20 protein-coding genes are annotated in these 20,838 nt (G+C 60.2%); 4 read left to right on the top strand and 16 right to left on the bottom strand.

All coding sequences use genetic code 11. The annotated features are described in order from the left end of the window. Positions 1-2 precede the first annotated feature (2 nt). From ybeY to hrcA, 6 genes are all read right to left on the bottom strand, one after another. Complete coding sequence (gene ybeY, locus I6E51_RS07165) at positions 3-464, bottom strand: rRNA maturation RNase YbeY (RefSeq protein WP_197105830.1); 462 nt, start codon at positions 462-464, stop codon at positions 3-5. A 1-nt stretch (position 465) separates the two neighbouring features. Next, on the bottom strand, positions 466-1,440 hold the full coding sequence (locus I6E51_RS07160) for a PhoH family protein (RefSeq protein ID WP_231599948.1): 975 nt from the start codon (positions 1,438-1,440) through the stop codon (positions 466-468). A 61-nt stretch (positions 1,441-1,501) separates the two neighbouring features. Next, positions 1,502-1,855 carry a histidine triad nucleotide-binding protein gene (locus tag I6E51_RS07155; protein WP_197105832.1) on the bottom strand — a complete coding sequence of 118 codons (354 nt, stop codon included), beginning with the start codon at positions 1,853-1,855 and terminating at the stop codon, positions 1,502-1,504. A 17-nt stretch (positions 1,856-1,872) separates the two neighbouring features. After that, entirely contained in the window at positions 1,873-2,604 is a 732-nt protein-coding gene (locus I6E51_RS07150; protein ID WP_197109830.1) for a 16S rRNA (uracil(1498)-N(3))-methyltransferase, read from the bottom strand. A gap of 6 nt (positions 2,605-2,610) precedes the next feature. Then, positions 2,611-3,711 carry a molecular chaperone DnaJ gene (gene dnaJ / locus I6E51_RS07145; RefSeq protein WP_197105834.1) on the bottom strand — a complete coding sequence of 367 codons (1,101 nt, stop codon included), beginning with the start codon at positions 3,709-3,711 and terminating at the stop codon, positions 2,611-2,613. Positions 3,712-3,734: 23 nt separating this feature from the next. Next, the gene (gene hrcA / locus I6E51_RS07140; RefSeq protein WP_197105835.1) at positions 3,735-4,757 is read right to left on the bottom strand and encodes a heat-inducible transcriptional repressor HrcA; all 1,023 of its coding nucleotides are present in this window, start codon (positions 4,755-4,757) and stop codon (positions 3,735-3,737) included. A 211-nt stretch (positions 4,758-4,968) separates the two neighbouring features. Here hrcA and I6E51_RS07135 point away from each other — a divergent pair, with 211 nt between their 5' ends. Next, entirely contained in the window at positions 4,969-5,337 is a 369-nt protein-coding gene (locus tag I6E51_RS07135; protein ID WP_197105836.1) for a DUF4870 domain-containing protein, read from the top strand. Between the two features lie 125 nt (positions 5,338-5,462). Beyond that, positions 5,463-5,837 (top strand): DUF4870 domain-containing protein, encoded by a 375-nt coding sequence (locus I6E51_RS07130; protein WP_231599681.1) that lies wholly within the window; start codon positions 5,463-5,465, stop codon positions 5,835-5,837. A 43-nt stretch (positions 5,838-5,880) separates the two neighbouring features. Here the strand turns inward: I6E51_RS07130 and hemW are convergent, their stop codons facing one another. Beyond that, positions 5,881-7,131, bottom strand: a complete 1,251-nt coding sequence (gene hemW / locus I6E51_RS07125) for a radical SAM family heme chaperone HemW (protein ID WP_197109829.1) — start codon at positions 7,129-7,131, stop codon at positions 5,881-5,883. A gap of 104 nt (positions 7,132-7,235) precedes the next feature. Between hemW and I6E51_RS07120 the strand changes: the two genes are divergently transcribed. After that, entirely contained in the window at positions 7,236-7,907 is a 672-nt protein-coding gene (locus I6E51_RS07120) for an HAD family hydrolase (RefSeq protein WP_231599946.1), read from the top strand. A gap of 47 nt (positions 7,908-7,954) precedes the next feature. Here I6E51_RS07120 and I6E51_RS07115 read toward each other — a convergent pair whose 3' ends face one another. The 3 genes from I6E51_RS07115 to I6E51_RS07105 all read right to left on the bottom strand — a co-directional run bounded on the left by I6E51_RS07115 (position 7,955) and on the right by I6E51_RS07105 (position 11,010). Continuing rightward, positions 7,955-8,593 carry a DUF1990 family protein gene (locus I6E51_RS07115; protein WP_197105839.1) on the bottom strand — a complete coding sequence of 213 codons (639 nt, stop codon included), beginning with the start codon at positions 8,591-8,593 and terminating at the stop codon, positions 7,955-7,957. Positions 8,594-8,597: 4 nt separating this feature from the next. Then, complete coding sequence (gene lepA / locus I6E51_RS07110) at positions 8,598-10,466, bottom strand: translation elongation factor 4 (protein ID WP_197105840.1); 1,869 nt, start codon at positions 10,464-10,466, stop codon at positions 8,598-8,600. A gap of 100 nt (positions 10,467-10,566) precedes the next feature. Next, complete coding sequence (locus tag I6E51_RS07105) at positions 10,567-11,010, bottom strand: DUF4190 domain-containing protein (RefSeq protein WP_197109828.1); 444 nt, start codon at positions 11,008-11,010, stop codon at positions 10,567-10,569. 368 nt (positions 11,011-11,378) lie between these two features. On the opposite strand from I6E51_RS07105, the gene rpsT reads away from it, so the two are divergent. After that, positions 11,379-11,639: a 30S ribosomal protein S20 gene (rpsT, locus tag I6E51_RS07100; protein WP_197105842.1), complete on the top strand. Its 261-nt coding sequence runs from the start codon at positions 11,379-11,381 to the stop codon at positions 11,637-11,639. A 121-nt stretch (positions 11,640-11,760) separates the two neighbouring features. On the opposite strand, the gene holA is transcribed toward rpsT, so the two are convergent. From holA to leuS, 6 genes are all read right to left on the bottom strand, one after another. After that, positions 11,761-12,789 (bottom strand): DNA polymerase III subunit delta, encoded by a 1,029-nt coding sequence (holA, locus tag I6E51_RS07095; protein ID WP_197109827.1) that lies wholly within the window; start codon positions 12,787-12,789, stop codon positions 11,761-11,763. A gap of 45 nt (positions 12,790-12,834) precedes the next feature. Continuing rightward, a complete protein-coding gene (locus I6E51_RS07090; protein ID WP_197105844.1) occupies positions 12,835-14,502 on the bottom strand; it encodes a DUF2142 domain-containing protein in 1,668 nt (555 codons plus the stop codon). Between the two features lie 117 nt (positions 14,503-14,619). Beyond that, a complete protein-coding gene (locus I6E51_RS07085; RefSeq protein WP_197109826.1) occupies positions 14,620-17,001 on the bottom strand; it encodes a ComEC/Rec2 family competence protein in 2,382 nt (793 codons plus the stop codon). Further along, on the bottom strand, positions 16,998-17,588 hold the full coding sequence (locus tag I6E51_RS07080) for a ComEA family DNA-binding protein (protein WP_307783857.1): 591 nt from the start codon (positions 17,586-17,588) through the stop codon (positions 16,998-17,000). Before I6E51_RS07080 ends, I6E51_RS07085 begins: the two co-directional genes overlap by 4 nt. A gap of 178 nt (positions 17,589-17,766) precedes the next feature. Continuing rightward, complete coding sequence (locus I6E51_RS07075) at positions 17,767-18,147, bottom strand: hypothetical protein (RefSeq protein ID WP_197109825.1); 381 nt, start codon at positions 18,145-18,147, stop codon at positions 17,767-17,769. A 23-nt stretch (positions 18,148-18,170) separates the two neighbouring features. Continuing rightward, positions 18,171-20,777, bottom strand: a complete 2,607-nt coding sequence (gene leuS / locus I6E51_RS07070) for a leucine--tRNA ligase (RefSeq protein ID WP_197109824.1) — start codon at positions 20,775-20,777, stop codon at positions 18,171-18,173. Positions 20,778-20,838: the final 61 nt, after the last annotated feature.

Here is a 20,838-nt window from a genome sequence, read left to right as displayed (position 1 = left end):
GGCTACTTATTTCGGTCTGCAAGGGCAAACCCCGACAGAATCTCGCGCTGAAGTCCGAACATTTCTTTCTCTTCTTCCGGTTCTGCGTGGTCGAAGCCCAGCAGGTGAAGTAAACCGTGAGTCGTCAGCAAGAGCATTTCGTCGAGCGGCGAATGACCAGCGGTCTCGGCCTGCGAAATCGCAACCTGAGGGCAGACGACGATATCGCCGAGCAACCCCGCGGGTGTTTGGCGGTCTTCTGTGCCGGGGCGCAGTTCGTCCATGGGGAAGCTCAAGACGTCGGTGGGACCTGGTTCATCCATCCACTGCACGTGAAGCTGCTCCATGGCGGCTTCGTCGACGAAGACTATGCCGAGCTCGGCATCCGGGTGCACGTGAAGCTGGTCGAGCGCAAAGGTGCACAGGCGTTGGAAGGCGTGCTCGTCGACGTCGACGCCTGACTCGTTGTTGATCTCAATCGACACGCTAGCGTCCCTCGTGGTTGCGGCTGCGCTTCGGCGACCGATTTTTGCGGTTGTATTCGTCACGCTGCTTCTCAGCGTCATAGGTTGTGTAGGCATCCACGATTTGCCCGACGAGGCTATGACGCACAACGTCAGCGCTCGTCAATTCAGCAAAATGGATGTCGTCAATGTCGCGAAGCACGTTCGAGACGAGCTTGAGCCCGCTTGCTCCCTCGGGCAAGTCGACCTGCGTGATGTCGCCGGTGATCACCATCTGGGAATCGAAACCGAGACGCGTGAGGAACATCTTCATCTGTTCCGGCGTAGTGTTTTGGGCCTCGTCGAGCACAACGAATGAATTGTTGAGCGTGCGACCGCGCATGTAGGCGAGCGGGGCAACCTCAACAGTCCCCGCTGCCAGCAACTTAGGCACAAGTTCGGGATCCATCATGTCGTTGAGCGCGTCGTAGAGCGGACGCAGATACGGGTCGATCTTGTCGGTCAAAGAACCGGGCAAGAATCCCAAACGCTCCCCCGCCTCAATGGCAGGTCGGCTCAGGATGATGCGGTCAACCTCTTTGCGTTGCAACGCCTGCACGGCCTTGGCCATCGCCAAGTACGTCTTTCCGGTGCCGGCCGGGCCGATTCCGAATACGATCGTATTGTTGTCCATCGCGTCGACGTACTGCGACTGACCAAGCGTCTTCGGGCGAATCGCCTTTCCGCGTGCCGTGAGGATTGTTTGGCCAAGGAGCGTTTTCGGGCTGCCCTGATTCTGACGCAGGATGCTCGCCGAAGAGTCGACCTCAATCTCGCCCAAGTCGTGTCCTCCGCGCACCATAGTGACCAATTCATCCACGAGTTCTTGAGCGGATTCCACCGATGCTGGTGGACCGCTCAGAGTGATTTCGTTGCCGCGGACGTGCATTTCAACGTCGGAGAACTTGCTCTCCACCACTCGCAAGAGTCGATCTTGCGGACCAAGTAGTCGCACCATGGCGACCCCGTCTACTTCAATCGAGACGCTTGTGCGGTCTGTGGAACGTTCGGACTCAGAGTCACGAGTGACCAAGGGTGCCTTCCTCGAGGTTTCCGCCGAGCACATGAGCGTGCACGTGGAAAACGGTTTGACCAGCGTTTTCGCCGGTGTTGAAAATCAGTCTGTACTGTCCGCCTGCGTAATCGTCGGCAAGCTTCTGCGCCACCGCGACAATGTCGGCCAAAAGTGCAGGGTTGCCAGCAGCAAGTTCTGTCACGTTGGCGAACTCTTCGGTCTTCGGCACAATGAGCAGGTGCACGGGCGCCTGCGGGGCGATGTCACGAAAAGCGATCACCGAATCTGACTCGAAGACAATATCGGCGGGAATTTCGCGAGCAATGATCTTCGTAAAGATCGAGGGAGAATCAGACATGTCTCTAGCCTAAACCTCTAGCTCCAACGGCCAAGCTTGACGTTCAAAGCCGCCAAAGCTGCCGGGCCCGCAGTTGAGGTGCGCAACACTTCACTACCGAGTCGAATCGTGGATGCACCGGCCGCCGCAAGGAGCGCCAGCTCGTGATCCGCGACACCACCCTCCGGCCCCACCACCAGAACGATGTCACGGTCGTCGACGTCGAGGTCTGCGAGCGTTTCTGTCGCAGTAGGTTCGAGCACGAGCATCCGCGTCGTTGACGCAAACGCCGCCAACTGCTTTGTCGTCACAAGATCGAGCACGTCAGGAAGCCACGTGCGCAACGACTGCTTGCTCGCCTCCCGCACAATTGCTGCCCAGCGGTCGCGCCCCTTGGCGACCTTGGGGCCTTGCCAGCGCGAAATACTGCGTGCGGCCGACCAGGGAATAACACCGTCGACACCCAGCTCAGTGGCCACTTGCACGGCGAGCTCATCACGGTCGGCCTTGGCAAGAGCCTGCGCGAGGAATACCGCAGGGGTACGCCGAGGCGACTGCTGCACTTCGGCAACCTCAATCGTGAGCTGCGTATGTTCTGCCGTGACAACCGGACCGGAGACCACGAGACCCGCACCGTTGCTGATGGCAATGACTTCGCCAACCTTCAACCGCGAGACGGTGACCGCATGGCGCGCCTCAGCATTGCCGAGCGAAACGGTATCGCCGACACTCGTGTCACCGAGCTCCTCATCGATATAGAGGTGAGCCACGGCGACCTACAGGAACCGGTCGCGGAGTTTTGCAAACAAGCCCTGCTGGAACTCAGCAAAGTGCGGTTGTTTGCTCTTGCGCACAGCAGCCAGCTGCTTGAACAAGGTCTGCTCCGCACCGCTGAGCTTGGTGGGCGTAACCACCTGGATGCCCAATCGCAAGTCACCACGACCGCCACCGCGAAGGGCGGTGATTCCACGATCCTTGACCGTGAGCACCTCGCCACTCTGCGTTCCCGGCTTGATGCCAACCTCAACTTCACCGTCAAGCCCGTCAAGCATGACCGTGGTGCCCATGATCGCGTCGATCATCTGCACTTCAACGGTCGCAAGCAGGTCATCGTCTGAACGGCTGAAAATGTCGTGGTGGCGAACCTTGATCTCCAAGAACAGGTCACCGTGCGGGCCACCAGCGGGGCCAACTTCACCTTGACCGGGCATCTGCAAGCGCAGACCGGTCTCGACGCCGGCGGGAATATCCACCGAGATCGTGCGCTGAGCTCGGACACGGCCCTGGCCTGCACACGTAGCGCAGGGATTCACGATGATGTTTCCATAGCCGCGGCACGTACCACAGGGGCTTGACGTCATGACATTGCCAAGAAGACTGCGCACCTGGCGCTGAATCTGGCCGCTGCCTTGACAGATGTCGCAGCGAATCGGCGAGGTTCCGGGAGCCGTGCAGCTGCCCTCGCAGGTCTCGCAGAGCTCAGCAGTGTTGACCTCGATATCGCGCGTGACGCCGAACATCGTGTCCTTGAGGCTGATCTCAATGCGCAGCAGAGCATCCTGGCCACGCTCACGACGCGAACGAGGACCGGCGGTCTGGCCGCCACCGCCGCCACCAAAGAACGTTTCGAAAATGTCGCCGAAACCGAAGTTGGCTCCGCCGAAACCTCCGCCGCTGCCGCCCATGTCGTACTGCTGGCGCTGCTGCGGATCACTCAATACGTCGTACGCATGCGTCACCGACTTAAAGCGCTCCGACGCATCCGCGCTCGGATTCACGTCAGGGTGCAGCTCGCGAGCAAGCTTGCGGTATGCCTTCTTGATTTCTTCTGGCGTCGCTTCGCGCGCAACGCCGAGGGCTTCGTAGTGATCTGCCAAAGTTCCGATTGCTCCTTACGAGCTCAGTTTTCTTCCAAAAGTCGTGACAGGTACCGCGCTACCGCGCGAACCGCTGCCATGTTGTTCGAATAATCCATCCGCGTTGGGCCAAGTACACCCAACCGCGAAACACCGCCGCCGAAGGAGGAATACCCTCCCGTGACGACCGATGTCTCTTCTAGTCCAAATTCTGCGTTCTCTCGCCCGATGCGAGTAGAAACTGATCCATTTGCTACTTCCATCTCCCCAAAGAGGCGCAACAACGTTACTTGCTCTTCTATTGCCTCGAGCACAGGAAAAATGCTGCCTGTAAAGTCTTGCTCGGTTCGCGCAAGGTTTGCTGTGCCCGCCAAAACGAGCTTGTCGGCCCGGTTAGCCAACACTTGCTCCACCAAACTCGACGTCACTTGGGCGACGAACGGGCGGCGTTCTACGGGGAAAACTTCGGCAAAGCTCGCCAGCCGCTCAGCGGCAGCCGGCAAGGACTGGCCGTTAAGCGCCGAGTTAAGTTTCGCCCTCAATTCGCCCAAGAACACATCGTCAAGGGCCTCAGCCAGATCGATCATTCGCTGTTCTACCCGACCGGAGTCAGTGATGAACACCGTCATGATCCGAGTCGCCGTAAGCGGAACAAGCTCCACGTGACGCACCCTGGCTGTTGCAAGCGATGGATACTGCACGAGAGCGACACTGTTGGTCAGCTGAGACAGCAACCGGACGGACCGCGCAAGCACGTCATCCAGATCGTCGGCTTGGCCAAGGAACGACTCAATTGCCTGGCGCTGCGCACTCGTAAGGGGTCGCAAGTCGGCCAATTGGTCGACAAACATTCGATAACCCTTGTCAGTGGGCACACGCCCCGACGAGGTGTGTGGCGCCGTAATGAGTTCTTCGTCCTCGAGCAAAACCATGTCGTTGCGAATCGTCGCTGCTGACACCCCAAAGGAATGCCGTTCTACGATCGATTTGGAACCGACAGGCTCGCGCGTAGCAACGTAGTCCTGCACGATGACTCGAAGCACGTCAAGTCCGCGGGCGGAAACCATGCCACCACCCACCTTTCCTGATTGGCACTCAATCCGTTCGACTGCCAATCTTACTCGACACTCCGCGACACACCCGTTGCACCGCGCGTGCCATACCGCTAGCGTGTCTTTGTACTTGAGCGCTACCTTTCTGTGGAAATGCTCAGGTGTGACACCGAGCACTTTGATGAAACCCGGGAAGTTCCCTCGTTCACCTGAAAGGCACGAACACATGACTGACGCAAATCCGCAGCCCGCAGCACCGCAGCCGGCCGCACAATTGACCGCAACCGAAGACAACCAGTGGGCATCGTTCGCTCACTTGGGCGGAATCATCGGCTTCCTTCCCTCACTGATCATCTGGTTGGTCTTCAAAGACCGCGGTGCTTTCACCAACGTTGAAGCCAAAGAAGCGCTGAACTTCCAGATCACCATCGCGATCGCCTACATCATCTCGAACATTTTGGTAGCCGTTTTCATCGGCGCTATCTTGCTCCCGATCGTCTTCGTCGTGTCGGTAATCTTCTCGATCATCGGCTTCACCAAAGCGAAGGACGGCGCAAACTACCGTTACCCCTTCGCACTTCGCCTCATCAAGTAGGGTCTTCTTCGCAGTAATGGCCCTCATCGGCTAGACCGATCGGGTTTCGCCCCGAGAGCTTCGGCTCTCGGGGCTTTCCTATTTCCCAATGCACGCTTTGAGCCAATGCAGGGTTTAATGGAGTCATGTCAGATTCCACACCACCACCCACCTCGCCGTACGCGCCGATCCAACCGATGAGTCCGAGCGACGAGAAGCTCTGGTCGACGCTGATTCACGTCGGCGGAATCTTCTTCAGCTTCATTCCCGCTCTTATCGGGTACCTCGTACTCAAGGACCGCGGACCGTTCGTGCGGGCCCACACCCGCACCGCACTGAACTTCCAGATCACGATGGCGATCGCTTACGCGATCGGTGTCGTCCTCACCACGATCTTCATCGGCCTCTTCTTGATCATCGGTGTCGGCATCGTAATCATCATTTTCAGCATCATCGCCGCCGTCGCTGCTAACAAGGGCGAGGCCTACAAGTACCCGCTGACCATCGAGTTCATCAAGTAACTCGACGGTGGCGCTCTAACACAGTGTCACTCACCGTGTCGCTCTAAACAGGGGCGTCTGCTAGCAATCGTCGTACCACGGCATCCGCAAGCAGGCGCCCCTTAAGCGTGAGGTTGATAGTGCCACCGATAGCGGCTCTGGCCTCCACCAACTCATCCGCGATAAGACCGGCAACCGCCGTGCGGCCTTCTGCATCGAGCGACGCCGTGGTCAGAGCGTTGCGAACGCGAGCACGCAAAAGCACATGCTCAAGATACTTACTGGAATCTGCGAGCGTCTCTCGACCCGCCCCCGGTGAGTGACCGGCTGCGATTCGATCGGCATAGGCTGCCGGATGCTTCACATTCCACCATCGCACCCCGCCCACGTGGCTGTGTGCACCCGGGCCAACACCCCACCAGTCGTTGCCCAACCAATAGCCGAGATTGTGGCGGCTCACGTGACTGATCGCCGGGTTCGCATCACGCTTGGCCCAGTTGCTGACCTCGTACCAGTCATAACCGGCCGCGGCCAGCTTCGCGTCTGCCAGCTCATACATGTCGGCCTGCAGGTCGTCATCAACGGGGGCGACATCACCACGCTTGATCTGGGCGGCTAGCTTCGTGCCCGTTTCGATAATGAGCGCATACGCCGAGATGTGGTCCGGGTTTTGGGCGATCGCGTGATCGAGCGAACGCTCCCAGTCAGCCAGCGACTCCCCCGGCGTGCCATAAATGAGGTCGACACTCACGTCGAGCTCAACGTCGCGCGCCCACTTCACGACGTGAGGAACTTTTTCAGGATCATGAGTGCGCTCGAGAGTAGCAAGCACATGCGGCACCGCGGACTGCATGCCGAAGGATACCCGCGTGAAGCCGGCCTCTTTCAAAGCGAGAAGGTAGTCGCGGTCGACAGAGTCAGGGTTAGCTTCGGTGGTGACTTCGACGTCATCCGTGAAGCCCCAGGTGTCCCGGGCCGCAGCGAGCATCCGCGTGAGATCAGTAACGGGCAAGAGCGTTGGCGTGCCACCCCCAAAGAAAACGGTTGATGCTTTTCGGGGCGCAACGCCCGCATCCGACAGCACCGTGGATGCCTGCCTGATCTCAGCAATCGCCTCGGTGGCATAGTCCGAGCGCTTCGCTCCCCGCAGCTCCTCGCCCGTATAGGTGTTGAAGTCGCAATACCCGCAACGAACCCGGCAGAACGGCACGTGAATGTACACACTCCAGTCGCGGTTCGCAGAGTCAACAGCGACACTCTCGGGCAGCGCCCCGTCTAGAGGGGCAGGATCAGCAATCGGCAACGCACCTGGCACGAACTAATCCCCTTAACACACGGTGAAGAAAGCGTGCCAACACTATGACATGCGGGCACACGTCAATTGTCGCACCTCGGACATGGGAGCATGGATGAGTGACTATGCACATCCTGTGGGACATCGACGGAACGCTCATCCACAATTCGACCGACGGCGCTGCCGTCTACCTCGATGCATTCACCAGAGTCACCGGTGCTGCGCCCGCGAAGCTCATCACAAACCCCCACGGCAAGACCGAAGGACAGATCCTCACCGATCTGCTCGTTCTCAACGGATATGCCGCCACTCTGCTCGATGATGTGCTCACCGAGCTCGATGTGCGCACGCAGGCGTTGCACGACAATGGCTACGTGCGTTCCGCTGTTGCCGGAGGGCCGCAGGCACTTCGGGCCGCCGCCGACCATCGCTGGGCAAACGCGCTCCTTACCGGCAATGGCCATCAGCATTCCCGCGTCAAGCTTCTTGCTGCAGGCTATGCCGCAGAAGACTTCAATTGGGAGACCTCGTTCTTCGGCGATCGCTCCCCCGACCGCCATCACCTCACCGCGCTCGTCGCCACCGTGCTCGGAGACCAACCCAGCGTGATCGTTGGTGACACCCCGAATGATGGCCTCGCCGCGGATTCTGCGAACATCCCCTTCATCGCGGTTGCTACCGGCGCCTACAGCGTCGCCGACCTCCGCGAAACCAGTGCACTCGTCGTTGTCGAAAACCTTGAGAACGGCCTCGACGATGTGCTCGAGGCAATCGACCGGCTAGCGACGCGCGGCTAATAGCACGCGCTGTGCGAGAGGGCATACTTGCCCGCTAGCGTTGCGAGCTACGCCGCAGGCTCTATCGGCGCAGCGCCATCCTGCTCACCCGGCAGCTTCGCGGGAATTGCTCCAGCGAGGGCGCGCAAGTAGCGGCTCACCACGAGGTACTGGAAGATTCGCAGAGCGGGTGAGAGCAACATCCATTTGAAGGATGCCGGCCGCGAGAACGAACGCACCGTCATCCACACCGAGTTGTCGTCGCGACGTTCGATCATGAACGACTCTTCACCACGCAGAGGATGCCCCTCAAGGGTTCCATAGGCAAAGCCAGCAACCGTGGGGTCATCAACGACATATACAACGCGGACTGGCTCGTGTGCTGTGTACCGCCCACGGCCTACCGAGAGAACAATGGTGTCGCCGGGACGAACGAAAGGGTGATCCGCGCTATCAGCGGAGAGATCGCGAAGCTCGCCATGCGGATCGCGGGGCAACAACGTGACACCAAACCCGCTGCGACGCTTTACGCCCCAGGTAAGGATCTGTTCGCGAGCAAAAGCCCAGCGCTGCTCACCATGCCCGATGCGAGCACTTCGCTGCACACGACGGAAACCAGCGGGAGGCAGCACCGTGAAAGTGCTGCCGCGCGTGGCACCTACCGCTCCGTACGTGACGGGCGCATTGGGGTAGGTGCGGGCATCCATAGGTCTACTTCTTCTCTTTCCCGGCTTCGACTTCACCGGAAAGCGCAGCAATAAAGGCAGACTGCGGAACTTCGACACGACCGACCATCTTCATGCGCTTCTTGCCCTCCTTCTGCTTCTCAAGGAGTTTACGCTTACGGCTAATGTCACCGCCGTAGCACTTGGCGAGAACGTCTTTGCGCATCGCGCGGATCGACTCACGGGCGATGATGCGTGCACCAATCGCGGCCTGAATCGGCACCTCGAACTGCTGACGCGGAATCAAATTCTTCAAACGCTCAGTCATCAGCACGCCGTAGGCATACGCCTTATCGCGGTGCACGATCGCGCTAAACGCGTCAACCGCTTCGCCCTGAAGAAGAATGTCTACCTTCACCAGGTCAGCTTCCTGGTCGCCACTGGGCTCGTAGTCGAGGCTTGCGTAGCCCTGAGTGCGGCTCTTGAGGTGGTCGAAGAAGTCGAACACGATCTCGCCAAGCGGCATCGTGTAGTGCAGCTCAACGCGATCGGTGCCGACGTATTCCATGCCCTGCATGGTGCCTCGACGCGATTGGCAGAGCTCCATAACAGTTCCGACGAAGTCTTTCGGCGTCAGAATGGATGCCTTCACCATCGGCTCAGAAACGCTCGCGATCTTGCCGCCAGGGAACTCGCTCGGGTTCGTGACAGTCGTGAACTTCTTGTCGTCGCCCATTACTTCGTAAATAACGGACGGAGCCGTAGCGATCATGTCGAGATTGAACTCACGCTCAAGACGCTCGCGCACAATCTCCAAGTGCAGCAGGCCGAGGAACCCACAACGGAAACCAAAGCCCAACGCCACAGACGTTTCGGGTTCGTAAACCAGCGCAGCATCCGAGAGTTTGAGCTTGTCGAGAGCCTCACGCAGCACCGGGTAATCGGAACCATCGATCGGGTACAGACCCGAGAAAACCATCGGCTTCGGCTCGGAGTAACCCTTGAGCGGCTGCGTCGACGGCTTGGCAAAGTTCGTGACCGTGTCGCCGACCTTGCTCAGGCGAACATCCTTCACACCGGTAATGAGATAACCAACCTCACCAACGCCGAGCCCCTTCGTCGGGGTCGGTTCGGGCGAGCTCACCCCGATCTCAAGCAACTCATGGGCCGACTTCGTCGACATCATCATGACTTTCTCGCGCGGTGACATCTTGCCGTCGATCATGCGGACATACGTGATGACGCCGCGGTACGCGTCGTACACCGAGTCGAAAATCATCGCGCGGGCAGGAGCCGATGGGTCACCGACCGGGGCCGGAATGAGGCGCGTTGCCTCGTCGAGAAGCTCGGGAACGCCCATGCCGGTCTTGCCCGAGACGCGAAGAACGGTCGAGGGGTCACAACCGATGAGGCCTGCGATTTCTTCGGCATACTTGTCGGGATCAGCCGCCGGAAGGTCGATCTTGTTGAGCACGGGGATGATCGTGAGGTCGTTCTCCATCGCCAAGTAGAGGTTGGCGAGAGTCTGAGCTTCGATACCCTGGGCCGCATCCACCAAAAGAATTGCGCCCTCACAGGCCGCCAACGAACGCGAGACCTCGTAGGTGAAGTCAACGTGGCCGGGAGTGTCAATCATGTTGAGCGCGTAGGACTGCTCCTTACCGTTTTCATCGGTAAGGGACCAGGGCATGCGCACAGCCTGGCTCTTGATAGTGATGCCGCGCTCACGCTCAATATCCATGCGGTCGAGGTACTGCGCCCGCATATCGCGGTCGCTAACAACCCCCGTGACCGACAGCATGCGGTCAGCGAGGGTGGACTTGCCGTGATCGATATGCGCAATGATGCAAAAGTTGCGGATAAACGCAGGATCGGTCGAAGCAGGCTCAAGTGTGTAAGAGGCGCGAGGAGACATCCGCCCAATTCTCCCATGAAGCCGACGATCCTGCGCGCACCCACCGCTGCGACAGGCCAAAGCCCGCGCCGTTACCGGTGCGGGCTGGACTGCGATTCGCCTAAAGTGCGGCGCCGAGAAGGATAAAGGGCAAGGAAATCAGGGCGCCGGCAATAACAATAAAGACCCAGCCGAACGTTGCTACACACGCCAGGACAATGCCCCAGATGGAGAAACCGCGCCCGGTTGGTTCATCTCGCAGGCCGAAAACGCCCAGAATCACGGCAGCCAAAGGCACCACGATGGTCTGCGCAAAAAAGACCGACGCAATACCGAGGCTGAGGGCGAGGATGCTCATCGTGCGAGCACTCGACTTCCCTACGGGAGTGGATGCTGCCGGCTGCGGTGACGTCGACGGAAGCTGTGATTCGGTTGCAGGGTCGGCCGACGCATCGCTCGCCCCATCAGGGCCAGCCGCCAGCTCGGCACGCTCATCAAAGGTGGGAGCCTCCGCTGCTGCGGATTCGGGAACTACGACAGTGGAAGAAGCGTGTGAAGAAGTCATACCTCCACGATAGAAAAACTGAACCGGACCGGGTAGCGGGGTAACCCCCGAAAGACAGGGAGGGACGACCGGATGCTCGGCAGCCGAGGCTCCGGACAGACTGGCAGTGCTGCGGTGCACTTCGGGGACTCAGGCGTGGCACAGAACGTGAGGCGCTCATGGTCAGTAGTCTGTAACAAGCCGACAAGCACACCGCGCAGGTTTGCTCTGCAATTGCCATAGCTCCACCGCGCTGGTAATGTTGCCTGTTGGCTTATGCATAAGGTTCTTCGTCGAACAGTATGCGCATCGCGGCCGGGAATCAGAACGTCGATTCTCTTCCACGGCCGCCCACCATCTCTGATCCACAAACAAGAAAGCACATACACGTGGCAAATATTAAGTCGCAGATCAAGCGCATTGGTACCAACAAGAAGGCACAAGACCGCAACCGCCAGGTCAAGAGCCAAGTCAAGACCGCTATTCGCGCAACGCGCGCAGCGATCAAGGCCGGCGACAAAGACGCCGCTCTCGCGAACCTGAAGCTCGCTTCCAAGTCACTCGACAAGGCAGCCGGCAAGGGCGTCGTACACAAGAACCAGGCAGCCAACCGCAAGTCGGCAATGGCCAAGCAGGTTGCAGCACTCTAAAGACCTCTGATCGGCAGTACGCCGAACACACGAAAGCCCCTCATCGTTCGCGGTGAGGGGCTTTCGTGGTTAAGCGCGACGGTGCAATGCTGCGATGACGCAGTGTCGCGGCTCCGTCGGTCTAGTGGATGCCGCGCGCGGCCACCACAGAGATCATGCGTTCCAGCGCAAAGACAGGGTCGCGCCCCAACCCTTTCACCTGAGCATCCGTATCGGCAATTGCCTCAATGGCGGAGCCCAGCCCCGCATCGCTCCAGCCCCGCAGATCTTTCATCGCCCGATCGGCTTGCCAGGGGGCCATCCCGAACATCTTGGCGGCCTGGCCGGAAGACATTGATCCTCCGGAAAGTTTGGCCATGGTGCGTAGTTTCGAGGCGAACGCGGCAACGATGGGTACCGGGTCGGCGCCTGAAGCTAGCGCGTGACGCAGAAGCACGAGAGCTTCTCCAGAACGCCCGGCGATCGCGGAATCGGCGACCTTGAACGCGCTCGTTTCAACTCGCCCCGAGTAATAGCGGGCGACTGTTGCTTCGTTGATTTCATCGGCGTCGTCGGCGAGTAGCTGCTGACAGGCTGCGGCGAGCTCCGCGAGGTCAGCTGAAAAGGCGGAGACGAGCGTTCGGAGCGCTCCCGGGGTAACCCGTCGACGCTGTGCTGCGAACTCGGCGGACGCGAAATCGTATTTCTCGGCATCCTTTTTGAGCTCGAGGCACGTGACTTCGATGCCACCGCCTTTGCCCGCCCGGATTGCGTCGAGCAGCTTCTTGCCGCGCACTCCCCCGGCATGACGAAGCACTAGATAGGTGTCGTCGGCCGGCGCTTCGAGGTAGGACAGCGTTTCGGTGATGAAAGCATCTGTGCACTTCTCGACGTTGGTCACCCGAATCATCCGGGGCTCACTGAACAGTGACGGGCTCGCGAGACTGATGAGCTCGCCGGGACCGTAATGGTCTGCCTCTAGGTCGTTGACCTCGAGGCTGGGGTCTTCGACTTTGAGGGTGTCGCGCAGCATGCGGATGGCACGGTCGGCCAAGAAAGCTTCGGTGCCGCTGACAAGCACAATGGGAGCTGGGCGCACCTTGTTCCACGCCAATTGCGGGATCGCGACTCTAGACTTTGCCGGCGATCGGGCGGGGGTTCTGGCGGCCACAAGACTCCTCAATTAGAACTGCAAACCCAGCCTAATGCCGGGCACCTACATCGGGGCTTTTCCGTGCCCTTCTGCACTCACAGTGCTGTCAATCGAACCCGGCTGAGCTATGGAATTAGTCGATTGACTACGAATGTCAGTGAGATCCGCCGCGAAACCGTCGGGCTTCGCGAGCGAAGAATGCGCGATGTACGCGCCGACGAGGATAGCGAGGGCCGAGCCGGTCAGCGCAATATAGACGAACAGAGGAATGCCGAAGTAGTGCGTCACAGCTTCCAGCCCCGGCAATGCTGGCGAGTACCCATTCGGCCACGCACTAATCAACAACCACGCAATGTTTGCCCAGGCGATCGCTGCGCTTCCAGCGACAACGGACACGAAGAGTCGATTCCTCTTCTGAAGCGACAATTTTCTCCCCAGAATGCCGACAAACCCCGCGAACACCATTGAGTAGGCCACGATGCCCGCGAATACGTAACGACCTTGGACGCCTCTTTCCGCTACGCCATACGTCTCGTAAACGGTGTAGGAGTTAGCGAAGAGAGTCGCGACAATAATTGCGGGAAACAAGAAGAGCAGTAGCGTGATTCCCCGGTTGCGCGAGTACAGCGCCACCACAACAAACGCGATCATGAAGGCCACGCCAGCGCACCCCAGAATCACAGCGGGAAGCTCATTTCCTCCGTCAACTGGACGAATACCGCGGGCCCAAAATAGCGAGTTGAATCGCAACCAAAAGTTACCAACGTAGCTAAACATGTTGATGTTCTCGAGGGGATCGTCGAGTGGAATTCGGAGGCTACCCGACACGCTGGGCTGCACGGATCCGAGCAGTATGAGATTTCGTATCCACCACCATCCACCCATGAGCGCCGCAATAGATGGCGCGATCAAAGCGACAACGGCGCCCTGTGTCTTCGTCGGTTTCTTCGAGAACGCGGCGAGAAACGAAAGCCAGACAAACAGCGGAATCGCGAAAAGCGCGAACCCTTTAGTGAGAAGAGCCACTCCCAACAAGACGCCCGCTCCGGCTAAGAGGCCATAGGGTTTCGCGCTCGTCTTCCACGCTCGAACGAGCAGGTATAGCGCACCGCTGATCGTCGGTACCAAGAGCGTGTCGTTCGAAACAAGCCCCCCAAAACCCGTGAAGAAGGGGATCGACAGCAATGCATAGCCCCCGACAGCGCCTAGCGAGCGGGAGCCAGTTATCAGTCGAACAGTTCCTGCAATCGCTGGCACCGACAAACTGACGAGGAAAGCAGAGAAGATTCTCATCAGCAGAATAGCTTGATCCCACCTCAAACTATCAAGGTCGGTCATCGCTACAACGCCCGCCGTAAGAAAGTAGTAGGCCGGAGGATGCTGGACCATGTTGTCGATCTCTGCCGACGACAGGACAAAATCAGGTTCCGCAAGAACGTTAGAACGGTCCTGCGCAAGAGGGACCTGATCGAAGTCAGGAGCACTTCCTAAGGCGCGACCAGACTCGAGCCACGCAAGATCAACTGCCGGCATCACCCGAGCCGTGTACGGAAGCGGCCAACCGCCACCGTCGACCACGCGAACTACGGAGTTGTAGTGGTTTTTCTCATCTGGCCCTCCAAAAAACGGGACAGTTATCGCGGAAAGAACCCCGGCAAGAAACACAAGAAGCGTTGCTGCCGCGATATGAACGAGATACACGCGCTCGCTGGCTTTTCGTTTTTCTCCCACGCACAGATTCCTAGCCTTGATGTGTGAGCGCCACCCACTGCCGCCCCAAAACATCCTCCAGCTTAGTAGTGCGGGTGCGCCGCCACGATTCCTGGAGCAGCCATGCGCCGACCATCGCTAGTGTGAAACGGCTGCTCCCCGTTCAGACCACAAAGAAACCACTCCAGCGCGCCTGGTAGGTGACACTAAAACCAGTCCGCTGAGATCGCTCCGCGCCACCGCGGTGCCTGCATCGTCGAGCATGGCGAGGGCATCAGCGGTTGGATGCCCGTAGCCGTTCTCCGCTCCGACTCCGATGAGTCCGAGGGTGGCCTTTAGCTCGGTGTAGAGGGCCGGGTATTGATCGCCAGAGCCATGATGGCTGACTTTGACGACATCCACTGGCCTGAATGTCTGAGCCGCGGTGAGTCGCGCTTGAGCACTCTCGCCAAGGTCGCCGAGGAACACGGCGCTGAGGCACTGCTCCACGCAATCGGGTCGCGGACGAAACTCGATGACTACGCTGGCGTCATTTCCGGGTTCTATGCCGGACAGTTGCGCAGTCGGCCACAAGATGCTCCACTGCAGTTCCCCGAGCTGACCACGGTCTCCCGCGTGAACCTCCGTTACCGCTGCCCCTGCGGCCGCGAGAGCCTCCAGCACAGCCTCGTCTTCTGGTGAACTGACCGGACCAACCACGGCAGCGCCTACCCGCCCTACGACTGTCTCAGTCCCGCCGACATGGTCGTGATCGAAATGGGTCAATACCAACAGGTCAATGTGGTCTATTGATAACCGTTCCAAGCAACTTTCGAGAAGTTCAGGCTCAGCGCCGGTGTCGATAAGTGCCGTTGTGCCGCCGCTACGAACGACGACCGCGTCTCCCTGCCCGACATCGCACTGCGCGAACTGCCAGTCCCTCGGCCAGGTCACGGCGGCGCTCACGGCTGAGCCCGCCACGACAGCAAGCGCACACGTGGTTGCGATCGCGAGCAACCTCAGCGCGTGGGCCCGCCAGACTCCACTGGCCACGAGGGCCGCGAGGAGAAGTGCCGTCAGGACGCTGAGCGTCACGACGCCCACCCAACCGTCCCACCAGGGAATGCGGGCCCACGGCGCTTCTGCAAAGAACTCCGCCACCGCCGCGACCCAGGCGGAGGGAAGCCACGCAATCCACATGAGCGCTAATCCGATCAGCGGAATCACGGAAAGCGCCACGCAGGCCGCGAGGCCAACCACCGTAGCGATGGGCGCTGCGGGTGCCGCCAACATGTTGGCGAGAACTCCATAGGTGGGCAACGAGGGCTGCAACAGGAGCAGCACGGGCTGGCAGGCCAGCTGGGCGGCCAACGGTACGGCGATCACCAGTGACAGCCACCGCGGCATCCAACGCCCCAGAAATTGCGCAAGCGGTTCGGCAAACAGCAGTAGCCCAGCGGTAGCGAACACGGAGAGCACGAAGGCGAAGTTGCGCGAAAGCCACGGGTCGAACACGAGGAGTGCGATTGTGGCGAGGGAAAGAACGGCCATCCCCCGGATCGGCCTGCCGCTGCCGAGCGCGATCAGCACGAATGTCGCCATCAGGGCGGCCCTCAGCACGCTCGGATCGGGCGTGACAACGATCACAAACGCGAGCAACACGAGTATCGAGAGAGCAATCCGCAGTGCGCGTTGCACTCCGGCACGTCCGCCGAGCGCCATGATCAATCCGACTACGATCGCGCAGTTTGCCCCCGAGACAGCCGTGAGGTGGCTCAGCGAGCTTGTCTTCATCGCGGCATCCAAATCATCGCTGACGGCGCTGGTGTCGCCGATCGCGAGGCCACCCAAGAGTTCGCCACCGCCACCCGGAAGCTGGGTCGTTGCAGCGGCAAACGTGCGGCGCAGCTGGTTTGCCCAATCGAACTGCCAGTTCGGAGCTGCGCGCCACTCTGGAGCATCCGAAGCGAAGAGGAGCACCGCGCGCCCGTCGCCGGGTTCGGTGTTGGCGAGAGTGCCAGTGACAGTGAAAGTGACACCGATCCCCCACGGCACGTTGTCGCCCTCGGAGGCCGGAAGCTCGAGGCCGTCGGACGAGTCAGCTACCTCCGTTTCGCTCGCGCCGAAACCACCCCGTTCGCTGAAAATGAGTGCGGGAGAATCGAGCTCTAGAATTTCTCCATCGACCTCTAACTCGGTGATGTTCGCTTGAAAGAACTCTGCATCGTCGAGCACCGCGGTGGTCGTCACCGCTGTCGCGATGACGGTCGAATGTCGTGCAGCGATCTCTGCGAGCACCGCTGGTTGTCGATTCTCAGCCTGAAACGCGACCGATGTTGAACACAGAGCCGCGAGGGCGCATCCCAGCACGAGGCTGGGCAACAGTCGTCGCTCGGTCACGAGCGCAGCCGCCGCACACACCCCAGCTCCGAGCCATAGGGCAATTGATACGTGAACAGACCACGCTGGGACCGCGATCAAGAAGACCGCCACGATCCACGCGGCGGCAACCGGCAGGCTCAACCGCAGATCGAGGTTCATACCGTGACCAGGTCGCGCAACCCGTCGAAGGTAGCGTCTCCGATTCCGGCGACGTTGCGCAGATCATCGATGCTCGTGAAGCGCCCGTTTGCCTCACGCCACGCCAGAATGCGAGCGGCCATCGCGGGCCCGATACGAGGCAGAGTATCGAGGGCTGCGGCATCCGCGGTATTCAGGTTGACTCGTCCATCGGATGCCGTGGCCGCGGCAGCCTCGTCGCCAGCTGCGGGCACGGCGAACTGCTCTCCATCAGTCAACACACGCGCCAGATTGAGTTGATCCTGTTTCGCGTCTTCGGTGAAACCCCCAGCGGCAGCGATCGCGTCGATCACGCGTGATCCCTCAGCCAGCTCGAAGAGCCCCGGGCGCACCACCGCCCCAGTAACGTGCACAAATAGCGCGGGCGATTCCACCACGAACACGTCGTCACCCGAGCCCAGTTCGCCGCGCGCAATCTCTACGGCAGTGGGGCTGCCTGTGAGTGCAGTCGCGAGCACGGCGCAGCCGAGCGCAACGAGCACCACCACGATGACAGCGCCAACGCGCACCCGTAGCCGCGCTTTACGGGCCTGCTCAAACTCTTCCACCCCCACAAACTAAACGCGCCCCGATCGCTCGGAGCGCGCTGAGTTGAACGTGTGGACTTGCTTAGCCGTCGGCGGGCTGTTGACGAGTCGCGATACTCCCGACCTTCCGCGCCCACACAATGATCTCGACGATTTTGCGGACACTCTGACAGAGCGTTGTGAAGGTCAAAAACCTCTCTCAGCCGTTGAGGACCGCTTCATACTCACGCGCTGCGAGCATCATGTCGTCTTGGGTCACGTATGACCAGTCGGTTAGCAGCCGCGGTCGGGCCGTTTCGGCGCCCCGCTGACACACGACATCATCATGCCAGTCGTCGTTCATCGTGGGAGACCAACTACACCGCCACGGTGTGGCGACGCTGTCGTCGCTGGGTGCTTCCGACTCCGGCTCAATCGCTTCCTTCTCCGGACGCTCGAGATCCTGGATCTCGTCGCTGTTCAGAATCCCGGAGAGCCCGAATGGGGTCAGCCAACTGAACATCCAAAGCATTCCAACCAAGAAACCGATGATCATTACGAATCCGAACACACGGCCGAAAAAGTTGAAAACTTTCGACATGATTCTCCCGCTCGAAGCCTGGCTTAGCCTTCGGCTGGTTGTTGACGAGTGGCGATGTTCACGATCTTGGGAGCGCGCACGATGACCTTGACGATCTCACGGTCGCCGACGGTGCGCTTGACGGCTTCGGATGCCATGGCAAGAGCTTCGAGGTCGGCACCCGCAATCTTGGGCGAAACTTCGAGGCGGTCACGAACCTTGCCATCAACCTGCACAACAGCAGTCACTGATTCCTCAACGAGGAGCGACGGGTCGGCCTTGCGCCAGCCCGCGAGAGCAACGGTGGGCTCGTAGCCGAGCTTCTCCCACATCTCCTCTGCGGTGTGAGGCGCGAAGAGGCTCAGCGCGATGGTGATAACTTCGGCTGCTTCACGCACGGCAGCGTCGCCGCCGCCGGCACCGGTGTCGATCGTCTTGCGCGTCACGTTGACGAGGTCCATGATGCGAGCGACGAGCACGTTGAACTTGAGTGACTCGGCGAGACCGGGGCCATCGGCGAGGAAGCGGTGGGTGGCGCGACGCAGGGCCGGGTCGCCCGTCTTCCACTCGATCTCGGGGGCACTCGTGACATCCCGCACCACACGGAACGCGCGAGCCAGGAACTTGTGCGACGCCGCGGGCGACACATCTTCCCAGTTGATGTTTTCCTCGGGCGGGCCAGCGAAGGCCAGCGTCAAACGAAGCGCATCGGCACCGTGCTCGGCAATTTCGCCCGAGAACGTGACAGCCTTGCGGCTGCGCTTCGACATCTTCTTGCCCTCAGACAGCACCATGCCCTGGTTCAGCAGCGCGCTGAAGGGCTCAGTGAAGCTGACGTAGCCGAGGTCGAAGAGCACCTTGGTGATGAAGCGCGAATACAGCAAGTGCAGAATCGCGTGCTCAACGCCACCGACATACTGGTCGACCGGAGCCCACTTCTCTGCCTCTGCCGGATCGAATGCCTGCTCAGAGTCGTTCGGCGACAAGAACCGCAAGAAGTACCACGAGCTGTCGACAAACGTGTCCATCGTGTCAGCGTCGCGAAGAGCTGGGCTGCCATCGCGCGGGTCTTCAACGTTGATCCAGTCTTCGGCGGCGGCGAGAGGCGACTTGCCCTTCGGCTTCAGGTCGAGACCCTCCGTCGACGGCAGTTCAACAGGCAGCTGATCGAAGGGAACCGGAATCAGCTCGCCATCCGAACCGTGGATGATCGGGATGGGGGTTCCCCAGAAACGCTGGCGGCTGATCAGCCAGTCACGCAAACGGTACGTCTTCGCAGCACGACCGGTGCCAGCAGCCTCAAGCTGCTCCACGACCTTCTTGATCGCATTGTTCTTGCTCAGACCATCGAGAGGGCCCGAGTTGATCATGCGGCCATCACCCTGCAGCGACTTGCCTGTCTCGCGCGGGTTCAACGGCGGCAGGTCATCCGGGAGGATAGCCATGCCGTTTTCGTCGAGCTCGAGAACAGGAATCAGGCCAGTGATCGGCGCATTCGTGTCGAGAACGACACGCACCGGCAGGTCGAACTTGATCGCAAACTCAAGGTCGCGCTGGTCGTGGGCAGGCACTGCCATAACCGCGCCGTGACCGTAATCAGCCAGCACGTAGTCGGCAGCCCAAATCGGGATGCGTTCGCCCGTGACCGGGTTGATGGCAAAGCGCTCGAGAGGGATACCGGTCTTCTCGCGGCCGGCATCCTTGCGCTCAATCTCCGTCTGCTTCTGCGTCTGCTCGAGGTAGCTAGCGAATGACGCCTTCACGTCATCGCTCGCAGTCTCCACGAGTTCAGCAGCCAAGTCACCGTCGGGGGCGACGACCAAGAAGGTCACACCGTAGAGAGTGTCGGGGCGCGTGGTGAAGACCGTGACCTTCTCGTCACGACCCTCGATCTCGAAGTCGACATCCGCACCGACCGAGCGGCCGATCCAGTTGCGCTGCATCGTGAGAACCTTCGACGGCCATGCGCCCTCAAGCTGGTTGAGGTCGTCGAGCAGACGGTCGGCGTAGTCGGTGATCTTCAAGTACCACTGCGTGAGCTTCTTCTTGACAACGACGGCGCCGGAACGCTCGGACGTGCCATCAGCCAGAACCTGCTCGTTCGCGAGAACAGTCTGATCTACCGGGTCCCAGTTGACCCAGGAATCCTTGCGGTACGCGAGGCCCTTTTCGTACATCTTGAGGAACAGCCACTGGTTCCACTTGTAGTACTCGGGGTCGCTCGTGTGCAGAACGCGATCCCAGTCAAAGGAAACGCCATAGAGCTTCATGCTCTTCTTCTGCTGGTCGATGTTGTCGTACGTCCAGCCACGAGGGTCGATGCCGCGCTCGATGGCGGCATTCTCGGCGGGGAGACCGAAGGAGTCCCAGCCGATGGGGTGCAGAACGTTGAAACCGCGCTGACGCCAGTAGCGTGCCGCGATGTCACCAAAGGCATACGCCTCGGCGTGGCCCATGTGCAGGTCGCCCGAGGGGTACGGGAACATGTCAAGAATATACTTGCGCGGACGCTTGTCGTCCGGGTCGCTCGTCGCGAACGGCTTGAGCTCTTCCCACTTGGCTTGCCACTTGGCGTGGATGGCGGCTACATCGTAGTCCGAGGCACCATCGCGGTCGTCGTGTGCACCAGCAAAGTTGGGCTGCTCAGTCACGTAAACACTCTCAATTCGTTACAGGGAAGATCTAAGATTACCCAACTCACGGCCGCGCTCG

The organism is Salinibacterium sp. NSLL17 (assembly GCF_015864935.1).
Classification (GTDB): Bacteria; Actinomycetota; Actinomycetes; order Actinomycetales; family Microbacteriaceae; genus Rhodoglobus.
This window is presented reverse-complemented; position numbering and strand designations above follow the sequence as displayed.

What these genes read in the sequence shown, in the direction of transcription:
- I6E51_RS07135 (WP_197105836.1), top strand. Translation starts at nt 4,969, where the DNA reads ATGACTGACGCAAATCCGCAGCCCGCAGCACCGCAGCCGGCCGCACAA.
- I6E51_RS07105 (WP_197109828.1), bottom strand. Translation starts at nt 11,010, where the DNA reads ATGACTTCTTCACACGCTTCTTCCACTGTCGTAGTTCCCGAATCCGCA.
- I6E51_RS07120 (WP_231599946.1), top strand. Translation starts at nt 7,236, where the DNA reads ATGCACATCCTGTGGGACATCGACGGAACGCTCATCCACAATTCGACC.
- I6E51_RS07155 (WP_197105832.1), bottom strand. Translation starts at nt 1,855, where the DNA reads ATGTCTGATTCTCCCTCGATCTTTACGAAGATCATTGCTCGCGAAATT.
- lepA (WP_197105840.1), bottom strand. Translation starts at nt 10,466, where the DNA reads ATGTCTCCTCGCGCCTCTTACACACTTGAGCCTGCTTCGACCGATCCT.
- I6E51_RS07075 (WP_197109825.1), bottom strand. Translation starts at nt 18,147, where the DNA reads ATGTCGAAAGTTTTCAACTTTTTCGGCCGTGTGTTCGGATTCGTAATG.
- I6E51_RS07085 (WP_197109826.1), bottom strand. Translation starts at nt 17,001, where the DNA reads ATGAACCTCGATCTGCGGTTGAGCCTGCCGGTTGCCGCCGCGTGGATC.
- I6E51_RS07115 (WP_197105839.1), bottom strand. Translation starts at nt 8,593, where the DNA reads ATGGATGCCCGCACCTACCCCAATGCGCCCGTCACGTACGGAGCGGTA.
- I6E51_RS07130 (WP_231599681.1), top strand. Translation starts at nt 5,463, where the DNA reads ATGTCAGATTCCACACCACCACCCACCTCGCCGTACGCGCCGATCCAA.
- hrcA (WP_197105835.1), bottom strand. Translation starts at nt 4,757, where the DNA reads ATGGTTTCCGCCCGCGGACTTGACGTGCTTCGAGTCATCGTGCAGGAC.
- I6E51_RS07160 (WP_231599948.1), bottom strand. Translation starts at nt 1,440, where the DNA reads ATGGTGCGACTACTTGGTCCGCAAGATCGACTCTTGCGAGTGGTGGAG.